Consider the following 15430-nt stretch of genomic DNA (forward strand, 5'->3'; position numbering starts at 1 on the left):
CACTCATTCATCGTCCCCTGATTTTGATTCTAGTATCGCCGCGTCTATCGCGGCTGACAATTCGCCGAGGCGCCCCTGTGCGACCAGCTTTCCGAAAAAGCGCTGTTCAATAGTGTTATCGAGACGGTCCGTCAGATCGGCGGGTATCACGTTGAGGCCGACAAGGATACGTCGGCGACCGTCCTCAGGAATATCCCTAAAGAAACGCAGACGGACCAAGCGAACGTCCTCGGTCATGGAAAAGTCCACCTCTTTCGACCCAGTAACTGGGTTTGCGACTGGCTGCGCTTGAGGCTGCTCGTCCCGCATGCCCAGTATTGGCTTAGCCGGTGGAGCACCCTTACGAAAGTTGGGAGAACCGAGGACATTGCGCTCTGACCTGCCTTCCAGAAAGGGGGTGTCCCGCTCAAACCGCTTCATCTCGAAGTTCCAAGTCCGCGGATTGATGGTCACTGCCAGCGCATCGGACTCGTCGTCCCAATCGAAAGTCAGGATGTTATATTTATACGTGTACTTCTCGTCTACGTCGTCAGGCGCGGTTGCGCCAGCAGCCAGCATTAGGAGGTCGCAATTATCCTCAACCCCCATAATGGTCAACGAGGGGAAGTGTTCGTGCCCCGAAATGATAACGCGGGCTCTTGACTTGAAATAGCGTGCCGCCTCGTCTGAATCTTGAAGCCAGTTGAGAGGGTGATGGACAAGCACCACCATTTCCTCCCCATCAATCGGCGTAAATACACGTTGCCGCGCACCGAGTATTAGCTTGCCCTCATCATCCTTCAGTGAGCAGATTAGGGCGGAGTTTAGGTGTACGAAGCGAACAGTCCGCTCCGGTGCCACGGTGACAACCACGTCGGCCGAGTACGCGCCGCCGACATCTAGAGCGCAACCGTAGCCGCTAGAAAAGTCCCGGTATGCCGCGAATCGTTCGTAGAGCACCTCGCGCTGGACGTCGTCATCGAGGAGCATGTCCAGCATGCTATCTCCATGCTCCCGGATGGCATCAAGATGGAACTTCGTGATGGGGGTTATGGCGTTCCGATCGATGTCGTGGTTACCGGGGACCATCTGAATGTCAAGGCGGCTACAACCAATGCCTTCTGCTAGCCGGTCCAGCCACTTGCCGGCCTTCTCATACTCTTCATATTTTGCAGAATAGGCGATATCTCCGGTCACAATAATGCCCGTTGCATTCGTGTCGAGTTTCGCGATCTCAGATGCGGCGTCTTGAAGCAACTGTTCCTTCGCATCGTCATTTATCGTAATCCGTCCGCCGTCCTTCTCTTGGCCGAAATGAATGTCCGACAAGTGTATGAAGACTGCTGCCATGCCCCCCCCTTTTTTGCGTATTATAGCCCCTAGAGAAAATTACGAGCATAGATTCGGGCTCGCAGCCCGAGCTGGGTCGCCTCAAGGCTGATCTTGGATGCAACCGCTTGTCTGGTTGCCCTCCTTTCTGGGGCTATGACCGCCCCCCCTTGCGTCAGGGAGCCCTCCAATCGACCGATCGGACTCTTCTGTCATTCGCAGCAACTGCGAGAGACGCAACGGCCGGTCCTGGGCCGAAAGCCCGCAACATGCGGTGCGAATCAGCTAAGTACCGATCCCTACCCCTGATAAATCTTCCTTATCCCTTCTCTGCTGAAGTTCGCTTCCAAGCGGCGGCTGACGCAGGCCGAGCCGCATCAGCTGACGAACCCCGGGCCAGCTTGTCCTCAAGCGGGCGCTAGGCATTACCTCCAACAGGCGACGCTGGAGCTTGGGTCGCATCGCCTCCGAACGCAGCCAGAATCGATTCAAAGATCGACTGCATCGGCTCGCGATACTCCTCGCGCAGGATCTTCGCGTTTTCGAGCAAGCCGATCACCGCAGGTCGTGCGCCCTCCGCATTTTTGTCACGCACGTCCTTGGCGGGGATCGTAAAGAACAAGTAGTCCGGAAAATCGCGTTCGAGCTTGGGCAAAGTGGCTGTCTGGTCGTTGTCAAGAAGCCCGGCCACCTTCCTGTAACCCATGTCCTGCAGAAGACGACAGAGGTGTTGCATATTCCCAGCGCCGCCGACACCCCAGCCGAACATATGGCCCGGCACACGGCCGATCGGCAACTGACGCGCCACGCTCGGGTACAGCATCACGTCGTCCTGGCCCTCAGTAAGCACGATGCCGTCATCCTGAAAGAATAACTCACGGGCATCCAGGCCAAACGTGTGGGGCGCCTTGGTATTCGGGTTCTCTGGATCGTGGATCTTTTTGAGCGCCGCTCTTCCTTGGTCGCTGAGCTGGTAGACGTTCGAACCCCCGATCTCGGAAGTAACCCGAACAAGGGCAGCACCTCGGGCGATTGCTTCGGGGTCGATGAAGTATGGTGAATGCGTCGCAACGATGACCTGCTTTTCGGCGGACAACCGTACGATAGCGCGCACAAGGCGCCGAATGATCGCCGGGTGTAGGGACAGTTCGGGCTCATCTATAGCAACGATGCCGCCGGGAGGGGTACTCGTGAGCGCGTCGACAATGGAGAACAGGCTGACAATGCCTTCGCCTGCACCATCGCTGGAGTGGCTCACAACCCCATTACCCAAGCGAATGTAGTAGTTGCCCTCCGATGTCTGGTCGATGGTCCACTTCGGGGTGTATCCCAGAAGCTCACCGAGCAGCGTGTTGAACTTACTCGGGTCTTTCTCGATGTCGAAGAGCCGCATCTCAAACGAGGACAGCTCTGCCATCCGACGGGCGGGTAACCCGCCCTGTCGTTGAAAATCCTGCAACGTTCCCAGCTGGCGTCCAAAATATGGCTGGAATCCGCGGCGCGAAGGAACCACTCGGATCGGGTCTGGTTCGTCAACTCGATCTGTATTATGGACGCCACTTCGCATATGAACCGATTGGCTGCTGCCTGCGGTTTGGCTCTCGACCACTTCTATCCGAGCTTCGACCACTGCGGACTGGCCGTCTACTCCCGCGGATCCTTCCTCGAACTCGTAAATGATCCGAACGAAATCTGCGTGCTTATTGCGAACCCCCTCGGAGAAGCTCGGCGCTTGGTGACCAGATCGCGCCCGCAGTGCTTCGATTGCCGTGGACTTGCCCGAATTATTGGCGCCAGTAATGATCGTTAGGCCACTGCCCTCGCCCTGATCTTTGGGCACGGCCAAATGAATCAAGCGAGGCTCATTGAAGCCGCGGTACCCGGCGATCGAGAGTGTCTTCAGAAAGCTGAATGGAACTCCGACAGTTGACTGTATGGGGTTCGGTTATGTTAAGCCGCAGTCCAAGAGATACAAAGCGGATCTTCACCGCGGACTAGATTGCCGCGAACTTCCGTCGCTATGGGATCGAAAGCCCGCCTTCCCTACCCCCGATAAACATCCCTAACCACTTCCATGTCCGTCCGAGTAGCCAAGGAGATGAGCGTGCCTTGGACTGGGTGTCTGCTCCAACTTGGGTATCGACAAAGGCCTCCAAAGCCATATACGCTAACTGTAATGCTCCGCATCCCAGCCACCTTCAATCTGCTCCGAGTCAGCCTCTTTGCGCTGCTGGCTTTGGTTTCGTTGGTGCGCCCGATGTTGAACTTGGTTGGAGACCTGCACTCCACAGAACATGCGGTTGTGGCGGCTGCTGAGCATGGCCACCACCACCCCGGCGATCACGATTCGGATTCCGATCGTGATCATGCCAAGGGCTCGCACGCCCTGCTTCACTCTGCTGATGCCAACGGTGCAGTAAGCCTCTGGAACCACAGTCATTGGGCGCCCACAGTCGCGCCCGAGACCTCGGTTCCTGCCCTCGACGTCCATTGGCGTCCTTCGCAACAACCCTCCAGTCCCTTCAGACCTCCCATCGTTTGACGAATCCGGCCGCCTCGTAGCGGTCTGACAGTGCTGGCTGCAATTTGTGGCCGGCTGCGCTATTCGTCGAACTATCGGAGAAGATTCCGTGAATTTGCGTTGCATGTGGGTACTGACTTTGGTCGGTACCTGCAGCGTTGCCCCGTGCGGCTTCGCTGCTGAACCTTTGCGCCTGGAAGAAGCGGTTGCCCGCGCTCTCCAGGCAAATCCTACAATCCAAGCCGAAGCCGCCCGCCTGGAGGCGGTACGTAATCGTGCACAACGAGAGGCCCTTCCTGCTCCCTATGTAGTGGGGGCCGACTTTGAGAACGTGGCCGGTACCGGCGGGCTGAGCGGTGTTGACTCAGCTGAAACCACCTTGCGTATTGGGCGCGTCCTAGAGCTGGGTGGGAAGCGTCATGCCCGCACCGCATTGGGGGATGCCGAGATCAACCTTCAGCGAGGCGCTGAAGGCGTGGCCAGACTCGACATCACCAATAGCACCACGCAGAGATTCATCCAGGCCGCTGTCGCGCAGGAGCATGTGGAACACGCCGAAGAGCGGGTTCGCCACGCGAACAGTACGCGTAGAGAAGTTGCCAGGTGGGTGCAGGCAGCACGTAATCCGGACTCCGACCTTCGGGCCGCTGAGATTACGTTGGCCGATGCCGAACTGAAACACGAGCAGGCGCTTCAAGCCCTCCAGGGAGCCAAGGCACGTCTTGCTGCCAGCTGGGGAGCCCTAACCCCGGACTTCGATACCGTTGACGCGAATCTGGACACCCTGCCCCCACTCGCGGATTTCGGAACCTTGGCCGGCCGCCTGCCGCAAACACCGCAACAGCGTCTTGCGCAGCTCGAAACAGCGTCTATTGCCGCTCGTCGTCGGATTGCAGTTGCAAGTGGCAAGCCGGATGTGAACGTCAGTCTTGGCGTTCGTCGTTTGGAGGCTACGGGTGATCAGGGGCTGGTGATGTCCTTCTCCCTGCCACTTGGAAGCCAACGCCGCGCGTCCTACTCCGTCGCTGAAGCCGATGCGGATCTGGCCGCTGTGCATGCTCGCGCCCAAGCCACAGGTTTGGAACAACGCCAGCAATTGTTCGATCGCTATCAGTTGATGCAGCAAGCCCGCTCGGAAGTGGAAGCGCTCCGCACCCGGATGCTGCCCAAGGCCCAAGAGGCGGTCAGCCTGACGCGCCGTGGCTTTGAAGCCGGTCGATTCTCATTCCTGGCCCTCGCGCAAGCCGAGAAGACGTTGTTCGACCTGCGCGAACGCGAGATCGAAGCGGCCGCTCGCTATTACACCCTTCTGGTCGAGGTTGAACGCCTGACCGCCCACATTCCGGATGCCTCCTGATGAAGCGCTATGCATTCCTGATCCTGCTACCACTGATGCTCGCTGCTTGTGGCGAGAAGCAGAGCACTGAACCCGCTGCGGAAGAAGCCTCGGCAGCTGCCGGCGCCGATTACGAGCGCGGACCGCATCGCGGCCGAATGCTGCGCGATGGCAACGTCGCCATCGAAGTGACGGTGTACGAAACCAACACGCCGCCGCACTTCCGTCTGTATGCCTATCGGGACAACCAGCCGATCGCCCCAAGTGGGGTGACCGCGAGCATGGAAGTCACGCGACTCGATGGCGAGGTCAACGCCTTCAGCTTCAAGGCTGAGAAGGACTACCTGGCCGCGAGTGCCGAGGTCGTGGAGCCGCATTCGTTCGACGTGAAGGTCAATGCCACGCTCGGCGGCAAAGCCTATAGCTGGACCTACGCCTCCTATGAAGGCCGAACCACGATTGATGCTGAGGCGGCAAAGGATGCCGGCGTTGTCATCCAGAGCGCCGGCCCGGCCACGATTCGCGACACCGTTCAATTGATGGGAACGGTCGCATTGAATGAGAACCGTCTTGCTGCAATCAAGGCAAGGTTCCCGGGAATCGTCCGCGCCGTGCAGGTTCAAGTGGGTGATCGCGTTGCGCGCGGGCAAACTCTGGCCACCATCGAAGGCAACGAGAGCATGCGCACCTACGCCGTGACCGCGCCGTTTGATGGCGTCGTGCTGACGCGTGCAACCAACGTGGGCGATGTGGCTGCCGAGAACACCCTGATCGAGATCGCCAACCTGGGCGAGGTCTGGGTGGACCTGCGGGCCATCGGCACCGATGCCGAGCGCTTGGCGGCCGGCCAGGCGGTACAGGTGCGCTCGGCGACCGGCGAGACCACCGTGGAATCCACTATTGCCTCGCTGCTGCCAGTGGCATCCAGCGGTCAGAGCGTGGTCGCTCGCGTGAGCCTTCCCAATCCGGATGGTCGTTGGCGGCCAGGAATGACGGTCGCGGCCGAAGTGACGTTGTCTTCCGAAGAAGTGCCGCTGGCAGTGAAGGAATCCGGCCTGCAGCGATTCCGCGATTTCACCGTCGTGTTCGCGCAGGTGAAGGACACCTACGAGGTGCGCATGCTTGAGCTGGGCCGCAGGGACGGCGAGTACGTCGAGGTACTGGGCGGGCTGAAGCCCGGCACACCTTATGTGGCAGAGCAAAGCTACCTGATCCGCGCAGACATCGAGAAGTCTGGCGCCAGCCACGACCACTAAGGAACGGCCATGCTCGAAAGAATCATACGAGCGTCGATCGCTCACAGATGGCTGGTGCTGCTCCTTGTGCTTGGGCTGTGTGGCCTTGGCATCTGGAACTACAACCGGCTCCCCATCGATGCTGTGCCCGACATCACCAACGTACAGGTGCAGGTCAACACCGAAGCGCCCGGCTACTCGCCTTTGGAGGCAGAACAGCGCGTCACGTTCCCGGTTGAAACGGCATTGGCCGGCTTGGCCAAGCTTGAGTACACCCGCTCGGTTTCCCGCTACGGCCTTTCCCAGGTCACGGTGGTGTTCGAAGACGGAACCGATATCTACTTCGCCCGTCAGCAGGTTGCCGAACGTCTGCAACAGGCAGCCTCTGCCCTGCCCTCTGGCCTGAAACCTTCGCTGGGGCCGGTTGCCACCGGCCTGGGCGAAATCTTCATGTACACGGTCGAAGCAGAGCCCGGCGCAGAAGACACCTGGACCCCCATGGCTTTGCGCACGCTGCAGGACTGGGTCGTCCGCCCGCAGATGCGCCACCTCAAGGGAGTCACCGAGGTCAACACCGTCGGCGGGTATGTGCGGCAGTTCCACGTCACCCCCGACCCTTCGAAGCTTCAGGCCTATGGCCTGACCATGCAGGACGTTCTTGATGCGGTGGACCGCAGCAATGCCAACGTCGGCGCCGGCTATATCGAACGATCCGGCGAGCAGTACCTGATCCGCGTACCCGGCCAGGTGGCGGACATCGCCGGGCTTCGGAAAATTGTGGTGGCCACACGCGATGGCCTTCCGTTGCGGGTGGGTGATGTTGCCGAAGTGCTTGAAGGCAGCGAACTGCGTACGGGTGCCGCTACCAAGGATGGCAAGGAAGTGGTGCTTGGCACCGTGTTCATGCTGATCGGGGAAAACAGCCGGGAAGTCGCGCAGCGCAGCGCTGCAAAGCTCAAGGAAATCGACAAGACCTTGCCTGAGGGGGTTCGTGTACACGCGGTATACGACCGCACCGAACTGGTCGATCGCACCATCGAAACCGTTCGCAAGAACCTGCTGGAAGGTGCCCTGCTCGTCATTGCCGTGCTGTTCCTGCTGCTTGGCAACTTGCGCGCGGCATTGATCACCGCCGCGGTGATCCCACTGACCATGCTGTTGACGATCAGCGGAATGGTGCAGAACCGCGTCTCGGCAAACCTGATGAGCCTGGGTGCGTTGGACTTCGGCCTGATCGTCGATGGTGCGGTAATCATCGTGGAGAACTGCCTGCGTCGCTTTGGCGAGCAACAACATGCATTGGGACGCCTGCTCACCCGCAAGGAGCGATTTGAGCTGGCTGCCAGTGCGAGCGCTGAAGTGATCAAGCCAAGCCTGTTCGGCTTGTTCATCATCGCCGCCGTCTACATCCCGATCTTCGCCCTGTCCGGGGTGGAAGGAAAGATGTTCCATCCGATGGCGCTGACCGTGGTCATCGCGTTGACCGGAGCGATGGCGCTATCGCTGACGTTCGTGCCGGCGGCAGTGGCCCAGTTCGTGACGGGCAAGGTCTCGGAGAAGGAAACCCGCGCGATGCGTGCGGTGAGCCGTTTCTATGGCCCGCTGCTGGACAAGGTCATGTCTGCCCGCAAGCTGGTGGTGGCAGCCGCCGCCGTACTGATCGTCCTTTCCGGCGTACTTGCGACCCGACTGGGTACTGAGTTCATTCCGAATCTGGATGAGGGCGATATCGCGCTGCATGCCCTGCGTATTCCAGGCACAAGCCTGACCCAAGCGATCGGCATGCAGCGGCAACTGGAAGCTCGGATCAAGGAGTTCCCGGAAGTGGACGAAGTCGTGGCCAAGATCGGCACTGCCGAGGTGGCCACCGATCCGATGCCGCCTTCGGTGGCTGACACCTTCATCATGTTGAAGGACCGCAGCCAATGGCCAGATCCACGCAAGCCCAAGGCCGAACTCATTGCCGAGCTGGAGAAGGCCGTGCGTGCCATCCCCGGCAACAACTATGAGTTCACGCAGCCGGTCCAGATGCGTATGAACGAGCTCATCGCGGGCGTTCGTGCCGAGGTGGCCATCAAGCTGTACGGCGATGATCTGGAGCAGCTGGCAGCCATCGGCAGCCAGATTGAAAAGGTTGCCAGCAGCATCGAAGGCAATGCCGACGTGAAGCTGGAACAGGTCACCGGCTTGCCGCTGATGACCATTACTCCTGACCTGGATGCCTTGGCCCGCTACGGCGTATCGATCGACGCGGTACAGAAGACGATCTCCATGGCCCTGGGCGGTGAAGCCGCCGGCCAGGTATTCGAAGGTGATCGCCGCTTCGACATCGTGGTCCGCCTGCCTGAAAGCATGCGCGAGAACCCCAAGACCCTGGCGTCACTTCCCGTCGCGTTGCCTGCGAGCGAGGGAGCAGCTCGGGGCTATGTGCCGCTGGGCCAACTGGCCAAGGTGGAAATCGCCCCAGGCCCGAACCAGGTCAGTCGCGAGAACGGCAAGCGGCGTGTGGTGATCACCAGCAATGTTCGTGGTCGTGATCTTGGTTCCTTCGTGGAGGAGCTGCGTGAGCGCGTCGGTACGGAGGTGGCGATGCCAGAAGGCTACTGGGTCGAGTATGGCGGCACGTTCGAACAGCTGATCTCTGCCAGCAAGCGCCTTTCGATTGTGGTGCCGGTGGTATTGGTGCTGATCTTCGGCCTGCTGTTCATGGCCTTCGGCTCGGGCAAGGATGCCGCGATCGTCTTCAGCGGCGTGCCATTGGCTCTCACTGGCGGCGTGCTGGCGCTGGCGATGCGGGGAATCCCGCTGTCCATCTCAGCGGGCGTTGGCTTCATCGCTCTATCGGGTGTCGCGGTCCTCAACGGCTTGGTGATGATCAGCTTCATCAAGAAGCTGCGCGAGGACGGTGCCTCTCTCGAACACGCCGTCCATGAGGGGGCGATAACGCGCCTGCGACCGGTGCTGATGACCGCGCTGGTGGCCAGCCTTGGGTTCCTGCCCATGGCCCTTAACGTTGGTGCCGGCGCAGAAGTGCAGCGCCCGCTCGCCACAGTCGTTATCGGCGGAATCGTGTCATCCACGTTGCTGACCCTGCTGGTGCTACCGGCGCTCTACCGCCTCATCCATCGCGATGGGGACCTCAACAACACGGAGCGCGCATGAGCGCTCCTTCAATTCCGAAAGTAAAGGAGAGTTTCTTGCGCAACATCAAGCTACCTGCGGCAGCACTCGCAGGCCTTGCGCTGCTGACCACAACAGCAGCTGCGGTGGCCCATGGCGTCAGCGAGGGAGACGCCGCGTTCCTCGAAGAGAGTTCCGGCCGGAATCTGCTCGCGTTCACCTATCTTGGTGCCAAGCACATGTTCACCGGGTACGACCACATCCTCTTCCTGCTGGGGGTGGTGTTCTTCCTGTACCGGATGAAGGACGTAGGCATCTACGTCACGTTGTTCGCCATCGGCCACAGCATCACGCTGCTGCTCGGCGTGCTGGGCGGCTTCCACGTCAATCCGTACATCGTGGACGCCATCATCGGTTTGTCTGTCGTCTATAAGGCGCTGGACAACATGGGCGCCTTCCGCCGTTGGTTCGGTTTTCAGCCCAACACCAAAGCCGCGGTGATGATTTTTGGTCTGTTCCACGGTCTTGGCCTTGCTACCAAGCTCCAGGACTTCTCACTGTCCCCGGAAGGCCTCGTCGCCAACATGTTGGCATTCAACGTCGGCGTGGAGATCGGCCAGCTTCTTGCTCTGGCGTTCATCCTGATCGTCATGGGTTTCTGGCGCCGCTCGCCGATGTTTGCCCGTCAAGCCTTTGGTGCCAACGCCGTGTTGATGACCGCTGGCTTCCTGCTCATCGGCTACCAGCTCACCGGTTACTTCGTTTCCTGATCGAGATAATTCAATGTCCATTACTGCAAATCAGCCTCTTCCCAGCACCGGCCGTCTGGTCCGCGCCACCTTCATCGCCGCAGCCGTGGCATCTGTACTACTGGTCACTACCGTCATGCCTGCCGAGTACGGCATTGACCCGACCGGTGTCGGTCGGGCGTTGGGCCTGACCACGCTGGCCGAAACTTCTGCGGACGATGCGCCAGTTGCCGCCGCGCCTGTCACGGGTTCCAACAACGAGGCCAACCAGACGTTGGCCGAAAAGGCCAAAGCTGCTTTTGGTGAGAACAAGGGGCAGACGCTCGATGCCGCTGCAAACTCACTTTCTGCAGGTCCAGTGCGTACGGACACGCTTACCGTGACATTGGAGCCGGGCAAGGGCGCCGAAGTAAAAGCACATTTCAAGCAGGGTGCCGGCGCTATCTACCGTTGGAAAGCTACCGGCGACGTGGCCGTGGATATGCACGGCGAGCGCCCGGACGTTAAGGGCGCTTGGACCAGTTATTCAGTCGAAGCCGCGCAGAGCCAAGCCGAAGGCACGTTCATTGCCCCCTTCGATGGGACGCACGGCTGGTACTGGCAGAACCGTGGCACCACACCGGTGGACGTTTCGGTCGAAGTCGTCGGTTTCCAGGCTGACCTGTATCGCCCTTGATCTCCCCACACTTGATTTCAACCCGCGGTGTGTACACCGCATTTTCCGGAGTGTTACCCATGAAGATCCGCAATGTTCTCGTAGCTTGCTTCCTCGCAGCAGCCTCCACCTCCGGAGCTGCAGTCGCGCATGACCCTGCCCTGCATGAGCCCACCCCGGCTCCCGCAGCGGTAGTGAAGAAGCCTAAGCCCACCACCTGCGAGCAGTTGGCTGATACATCCAGGTACGACGTCAATCTCAATGACTCGGCCACCAAGGCGCTGAAGACCTCCTGTGATGCTCAAAAGGCGGGTGCGGCGAAGAAGTAATCTGTTTGAAAGAGCGAGCGGGACCCAGCTGGTCCCGCTCTATCTCCTTGCATGCACTTCTCGAGATTCCTTCCATGATCGACGTTCTGAAGAACTCAAGCTTCCGGAACCTGTTTGCCGCCCAGGTCGTAGCTCTGGTGGGCACGGGCCTGGCGACGGTTGCATTGGCCCTGCTGGCCTACGACCTAGCCGGTGCCGAAGCTGGCGCCGTGCTCGGGACAGCACTGGCGATCAAGATGATCGTCTATGTGACACTCGCCCCAGTCTCAGCGGCCGTAGTGCCTCCAGCATTGCGAAAGACAGTCTTGATCGCACTTGACCTGGCCCGCGCCGCGGCTGCTCTTACCCTGCCATTCGTCACCGAAATCTGGCAGGTGTACATCCTGATTGCGCTGTTGCAATCTGCCTCCGCATGTTTCACTCCCCTTTTCCAGTCACTCATTCCAGAGATTCTCAAGGATGAGAAGGACTACACCAAGGCACTATCGCTCTCCCGCTTGGCGTATGACCTTGAAAGTCTGTTGAGCCCTGCGTTGGCTGCGGCGTTGCTTACTCTGATCAGTTTCCATGGGTTATTTGCCGGGACTTCTGTTGGCTTCGTACTCTCCGCGGTACTAGTTTTCTCAACCGTCTTTCCCTTGATCGCCGCCAAGCGAGGAGATGAGGGACCGTACACGCGAGCCATTCGAGGAATGCGCATCTACCTGCGCACACCGCGTCTGCGTGGTCTGCTGGCACTGAACCTTGTCGCTGCTGCGGGCGGATCGTTGGTTTTCGTCAACACGGTGGTTGTGGTGCGTAGCGTCCTTCAAGGTGGTGAGCGTGAAGTCGCCTGGGCGCTGGCTGCTTTTGGTATCGGATCGATGGCCATCGCCATGCTTCTGCCGAGGCTTCTGGACAAGGTCTCAGATCGACGAGTCATGCTCTCGGCTGCCGGATTGATGTGCGCGGTGCTGGCCTGCCTTCTGGGAATCTGGATTGGACTGAATGGAGCCGTCAATTGGCTTGTGGTCATACCAAGCTGGGTACTTCTCGGAGTGGCTTACGCGGGGCTGGTCACCCCCGGAGGTCGCTTGCTTCGCCGTTCCGCTGATTCCGCAGATCTGCCATTTTTGTTCGCTGCGCAATTTTCGCTATCGCATATTTGCTGGCTGATTGCTTATCAGCTTGCAGGCATGGTCGGTGCGAAATGGGGAATGCCGATAGCCATAGGTGCGCTGGCCTGTCTAGCCATCGTCGGCTTCGCGGCGGCATGGCGCTCATGGCCAAAAGCAGATCCTGAAGAAATCGAGCACGGCCACGATAATTTGCCTAGCGACCATCCGCACTGGGCCGAACATCCAGCAGTGACAGGGAGGCACTCGCATCGCTTCGTAATAGATGACCTGCACACCAGATGGCCGCATTGAGCGGTTGAATCCCAGGCCAGAAGCTGACCCCCGCCCTACCCCTGATAACGCACCCTAATCGGAACGTTCACCGCCGTTCTAGGGCCTGGAAGTAGTCATCGCATAAACCAACATCAGCAGACAGAATGAGGCGCAGTGGCCAAGCAACGGCCGCATTCAGCACATCCGTCATCGCTCGCCCTTACTGAGTACTGTCTTTTTGATCGAATGCGAATTGTTCCAGCCCCGGGTCGTTAGCGATTACCCGGGCTCCCCCCCGTATTCACCGGCACCCCGAGAAGGCTAACCGAGGCCTTGACGAGTGTCCGTGTCAAAGCAAAGGGAGTTCAGTGCAGAATTTAGGCGCGCAGCGGTTGAGTGGGCCAGAGCCGAGCCGCGCGTCAGCTAGGCTCAGATGACACGAAAGTTGGGGGTCATCGCCTTCTGCTCTCTCGCTTACAGCTGAGCGTCGCGTAGAAGCTCGTGTGCCCTCACACCCAGGCCGACGGCCAGTCTGCTGAGAGTCGCAATAGTAATGTTTTTCTCACCTCTCTCGATCGCGCTGTAGTAAGCACGGTGCATTGAGATCGAATCGGCAAATTGCTCTTGGCTCCAGCCTTTAGCTGAACGCACGGCGCGAATTGCCAAGCCAAGTTGTCGGGCCTGAATGTCTTGCTGCATACAGCAGAGCATTGTTCTCAGGCTACTTCTATCGCTACCACTGTATAAGTAGACTACTTATAAGTATCGCTCGAGCCTTGCCATGGCCCTGCTCCTAATTGATCCTGATTGCGACCTCCTGATTGCTCTCGACGCAACTCCGGGGCTACTAGAGTCGATACAAGAACAATGGTCCCGACTGCAACATGATCCTGAGCGAGAGTCGTTCGGCGAGCGGCTGAGCATGCGAGTGCTCCCCGTTCTCGCTGACTGCCTGGATTGGGATCTCAAGCCACCTACAAGTGCGCAAATCTACTTTGCGGTCTCCATTGCGCGGAAGCTTCAGGTGGAGATTCCCTCCGGAGTACTGCAGCGACGAAGCGACATGACCGAATTCTTGGACAAGCACTGCCCGTTGCTGGCCGCGCGGCCAAAGCTCAAACGTTCCTCCCCCCGTCGGCGAACCAACAGGTAACCCGCGTTCAATCGCAACTTTCCATTTTGCTATCCCTCAAGAAAAAGAAGCAGCTTTGCGGCGCGTTGCCTTCGCAACTGGGCGGACAACCTGAGCTATCATCGTCAACGGCCACGTTTTTTTAAGAGCGACTCCTACGTGGGGGGCGCCTGAGATCCCCACTTTGACGCCGCTCCAAAGCTCTCGCAATTTCAGCTAACTGCGTCCCACATCCGTAGTGCACTCGTGTACGCCAGCGCGCCTCCAACCATTGCCATGCTTCCAGAGGCCATCTTGGCAACGCGGTGGGCATTCTTTCTCTCATGGCAATCCAAGCTCTCCACGCAGAAAAGAGCGCTGACATTCGATCCGCAGGCCCAAGCGCGCCAACTCTGCTCGGGCCGTTTGGCGGGTGAAGATTGTTGGGCAAAGACTTAGCCAACCAACCCTTCTCAGTCAACAGCCAGTTGCAACCAACGCTAGCGATCATCGCAGAGGTCGGGCTCCAGTTTCTTGAAGCCGCCAAAAGGAGATCTCGCCTGAAGCGACGCTCGACTAAATAAAGGCTTTTGTCATCTCGCCACTCGCGCAGCCAGCGATCCCACGCCTCCAACTCCGGATCATCCGAGATGTTCACGCATCTAGATGGTGACCTGTACCAAAGAAGAACTCTGTGCTCATCGCAGCTGATACTTCTTACATCCAGCCACTTGGCTAGAACCGGATGGCGTATTCCTGACAAGCCTTCGAGAGCACAATTGGGACAGTAGATTTCCCGCCAAACCGGTGCAACCCGAAGATCCACGGGAATCTCGTTTATCTGACCGAGTCCAGGAGGCAATCCTGACCAACACTTCTTATGTGCTAGGCGCTCTGGCTCAGCAGGGTCAATCCCGCACCAAGCCCACCATTCTTCCTCCGCAAGCCCGAGACGAACGCGCGTGGCATCCAGCCAGGAACGAATGCTTTCTCCCGGGAACACGTCGGCCCACACCGGAAGGTTAGAAATCTCCATGCCGAGTCCCCTCCCCCACGTATCCATGGCTTAGGGCGATATCAAGTAGCCGAATGTCGATGCGCGCCAGACCTTGCGAGTCAGCAATACGTTTCGCGTTACATATGACTTCAAGAACCCGCGATGTAGTACAGCAGCCTCGGGACACCAACCACCGAACAATCGCTTGGTCGCTCAGGCCTGATGCCTGAGGCAACCGGAGCTCTAGTTAAATGCTTGCGAGGAAGGACCGAAATGACTCTGACTCAGCCCACATAGGGATTTCTACTCGAGTGAAGCGTGACTGAAGCTGCTCATCAGCAGCTAGGACGTTCACCAGGTTCATTGTGGAGGCGATGGAAATAGTGACGCCGCGATTTGTGATTGCCTTGATGAACGCTAAAGATTGCTGCTGTGTCGACCTCCCCGCGTTGAGAAGATTTCCCGCTTCATCTATGAGAATCTGACGAACTCCGGACGATGCAATAAGCGTCAGCGCGACTTCACATAACGCAGACGGCGACGTCCTCCCGTCTTCAGTAGCGGGGCTGTTTAGAGTCCGGTGCTCATTGACCCACCCCCAATTACCGGTGCATTTCAAAGTAGAAAATCCGGCATTCTACGACTCTAGGGAATTCGCTTGGGTCCCGTGTTTCAGGGCAAATTCCTCAGGGGTTTTCC

The 15430-nt window shown here is 59.0% G+C and carries 12 protein-coding genes; 7 read left to right on the forward strand and 5 right to left on the reverse strand.

Going from position 1 to position 15430, the window contains the following annotated elements:
- Window positions 1-3: 3 nt before the first annotated feature.
- The 3 genes from ACVOMF_RS01265 to ACVOMF_RS01275 all read right to left on the reverse strand — a co-directional run bounded on the left by ACVOMF_RS01265 (window position 4) and on the right by ACVOMF_RS01275 (window position 3676).
- Window positions 4-1329: a metallophosphoesterase gene (locus ACVOMF_RS01265; protein ID WP_481507682.1), complete on the reverse strand. Its 1326-nt coding sequence runs from the start codon at window positions 1327-1329 to the stop codon at window positions 4-6.
- 397 nt (window positions 1330-1726) lie between these two features.
- Window positions 1727-3244 (reverse strand): ATP-dependent nuclease, encoded by a 1518-nt coding sequence (locus tag ACVOMF_RS01270; RefSeq protein ID WP_481507689.1) that lies wholly within the window; start codon window positions 3242-3244, stop codon window positions 1727-1729.
- Between the two features lie 231 nt (window positions 3245-3475).
- Window positions 3476-3676: a hypothetical protein gene (locus tag ACVOMF_RS01275; protein ID WP_152983998.1), complete on the reverse strand. Its 201-nt coding sequence runs from the start codon at window positions 3674-3676 to the stop codon at window positions 3476-3478.
- Between the two features lie 262 nt (window positions 3677-3938).
- Between ACVOMF_RS01275 and ACVOMF_RS01280 the strand changes: the two genes are divergently transcribed.
- The 7 genes from ACVOMF_RS01280 to ACVOMF_RS01310 all read left to right on the forward strand — a co-directional run bounded on the left by ACVOMF_RS01280 (window position 3939) and on the right by ACVOMF_RS01310 (window position 12662).
- Window positions 3939-5186: a TolC family protein gene (locus ACVOMF_RS01280; RefSeq protein ID WP_211264510.1), complete on the forward strand. Its 1248-nt coding sequence runs from the start codon at window positions 3939-3941 to the stop codon at window positions 5184-5186.
- Window positions 5186-6421, forward strand: a complete 1236-nt coding sequence (locus tag ACVOMF_RS01285; protein WP_481507683.1) for an efflux RND transporter periplasmic adaptor subunit — start codon at window positions 5186-5188, stop codon at window positions 6419-6421. The genes ACVOMF_RS01280 and ACVOMF_RS01285 overlap by 1 nt, the downstream gene beginning before the upstream one ends.
- A gap of 9 nt (window positions 6422-6430) precedes the next feature.
- Complete coding sequence (locus ACVOMF_RS01290) at window positions 6431-9562, forward strand: efflux RND transporter permease subunit (RefSeq protein ID WP_057505030.1); 3132 nt, start codon at window positions 6431-6433, stop codon at window positions 9560-9562.
- Between the two features lie 44 nt (window positions 9563-9606).
- Entirely contained in the window at window positions 9607-10290 is a 684-nt protein-coding gene (locus ACVOMF_RS01295) for a HupE/UreJ family protein (RefSeq protein ID WP_240213490.1), read from the forward strand.
- Between the two features lie 13 nt (window positions 10291-10303).
- Window positions 10304-10945: a hypothetical protein gene (locus ACVOMF_RS01300; RefSeq protein ID WP_057505028.1), complete on the forward strand. Its 642-nt coding sequence runs from the start codon at window positions 10304-10306 to the stop codon at window positions 10943-10945.
- 59 nt (window positions 10946-11004) lie between these two features.
- Window positions 11005-11253, forward strand: coding sequence for a hypothetical protein (locus ACVOMF_RS01305; protein WP_082592139.1), 249 nt, complete (start codon window positions 11005-11007; stop codon window positions 11251-11253).
- Window positions 11254-11327: 74 nt separating this feature from the next.
- Window positions 11328-12662 (forward strand): MFS transporter, encoded by a 1335-nt coding sequence (locus ACVOMF_RS01310; RefSeq protein ID WP_057505027.1) that lies wholly within the window; start codon window positions 11328-11330, stop codon window positions 12660-12662.
- A 435-nt stretch (window positions 12663-13097) separates the two neighbouring features.
- Here the strand turns inward: ACVOMF_RS01310 and ACVOMF_RS01315 are convergent, their stop codons facing one another.
- Window positions 13098-13334, reverse strand: coding sequence for a helix-turn-helix domain-containing protein (locus ACVOMF_RS01315; protein ID WP_481507684.1), 237 nt, complete (start codon window positions 13332-13334; stop codon window positions 13098-13100).
- 1644 nt (window positions 13335-14978) lie between these two features.
- Window positions 14979-15350: a TniB family NTP-binding protein gene (locus ACVOMF_RS01320; RefSeq protein ID WP_481507685.1), complete on the reverse strand. Its 372-nt coding sequence runs from the start codon at window positions 15348-15350 to the stop codon at window positions 14979-14981.
- Window positions 15351-15430: the final 80 nt, after the last annotated feature.

The sequence above is a fragment of the Stenotrophomonas sp. STEN022 genome (genome assembly GCF_056760155.1).

Bases quoted from the DNA above. Each gene is read 5' to 3' on its own strand.
- ACVOMF_RS01265 (WP_481507682.1), bottom strand. From the start codon at position 1,329: ATGGCAGCAGTCTTCATACACTTGTCGGACATTCATTTCGGCCAAGAG.
- ACVOMF_RS01275 (WP_152983998.1), bottom strand. From the start codon at position 3,676: ATGATCACGATCGGAATCCGAATCGTGATCGCCGGGGTGGTGGTGGCC.
- ACVOMF_RS01285 (WP_481507683.1), top strand. From the start codon at position 5,186: ATGAAGCGCTATGCATTCCTGATCCTGCTACCACTGATGCTCGCTGCT.
- ACVOMF_RS01290 (WP_057505030.1), top strand. From the start codon at position 6,431: ATGCTCGAAAGAATCATACGAGCGTCGATCGCTCACAGATGGCTGGTG.
- ACVOMF_RS01300 (WP_057505028.1), top strand. From the start codon at position 10,304: ATGTCCATTACTGCAAATCAGCCTCTTCCCAGCACCGGCCGTCTGGTC.
- ACVOMF_RS01305 (WP_082592139.1), top strand. From the start codon at position 11,005: ATGAAGATCCGCAATGTTCTCGTAGCTTGCTTCCTCGCAGCAGCCTCC.
- ACVOMF_RS01310 (WP_057505027.1), top strand. From the start codon at position 11,328: ATGATCGACGTTCTGAAGAACTCAAGCTTCCGGAACCTGTTTGCCGCC.
- ACVOMF_RS01315 (WP_481507684.1), bottom strand. From the start codon at position 13,334: ATGCTCTGCTGTATGCAGCAAGACATTCAGGCCCGACAACTTGGCTTG.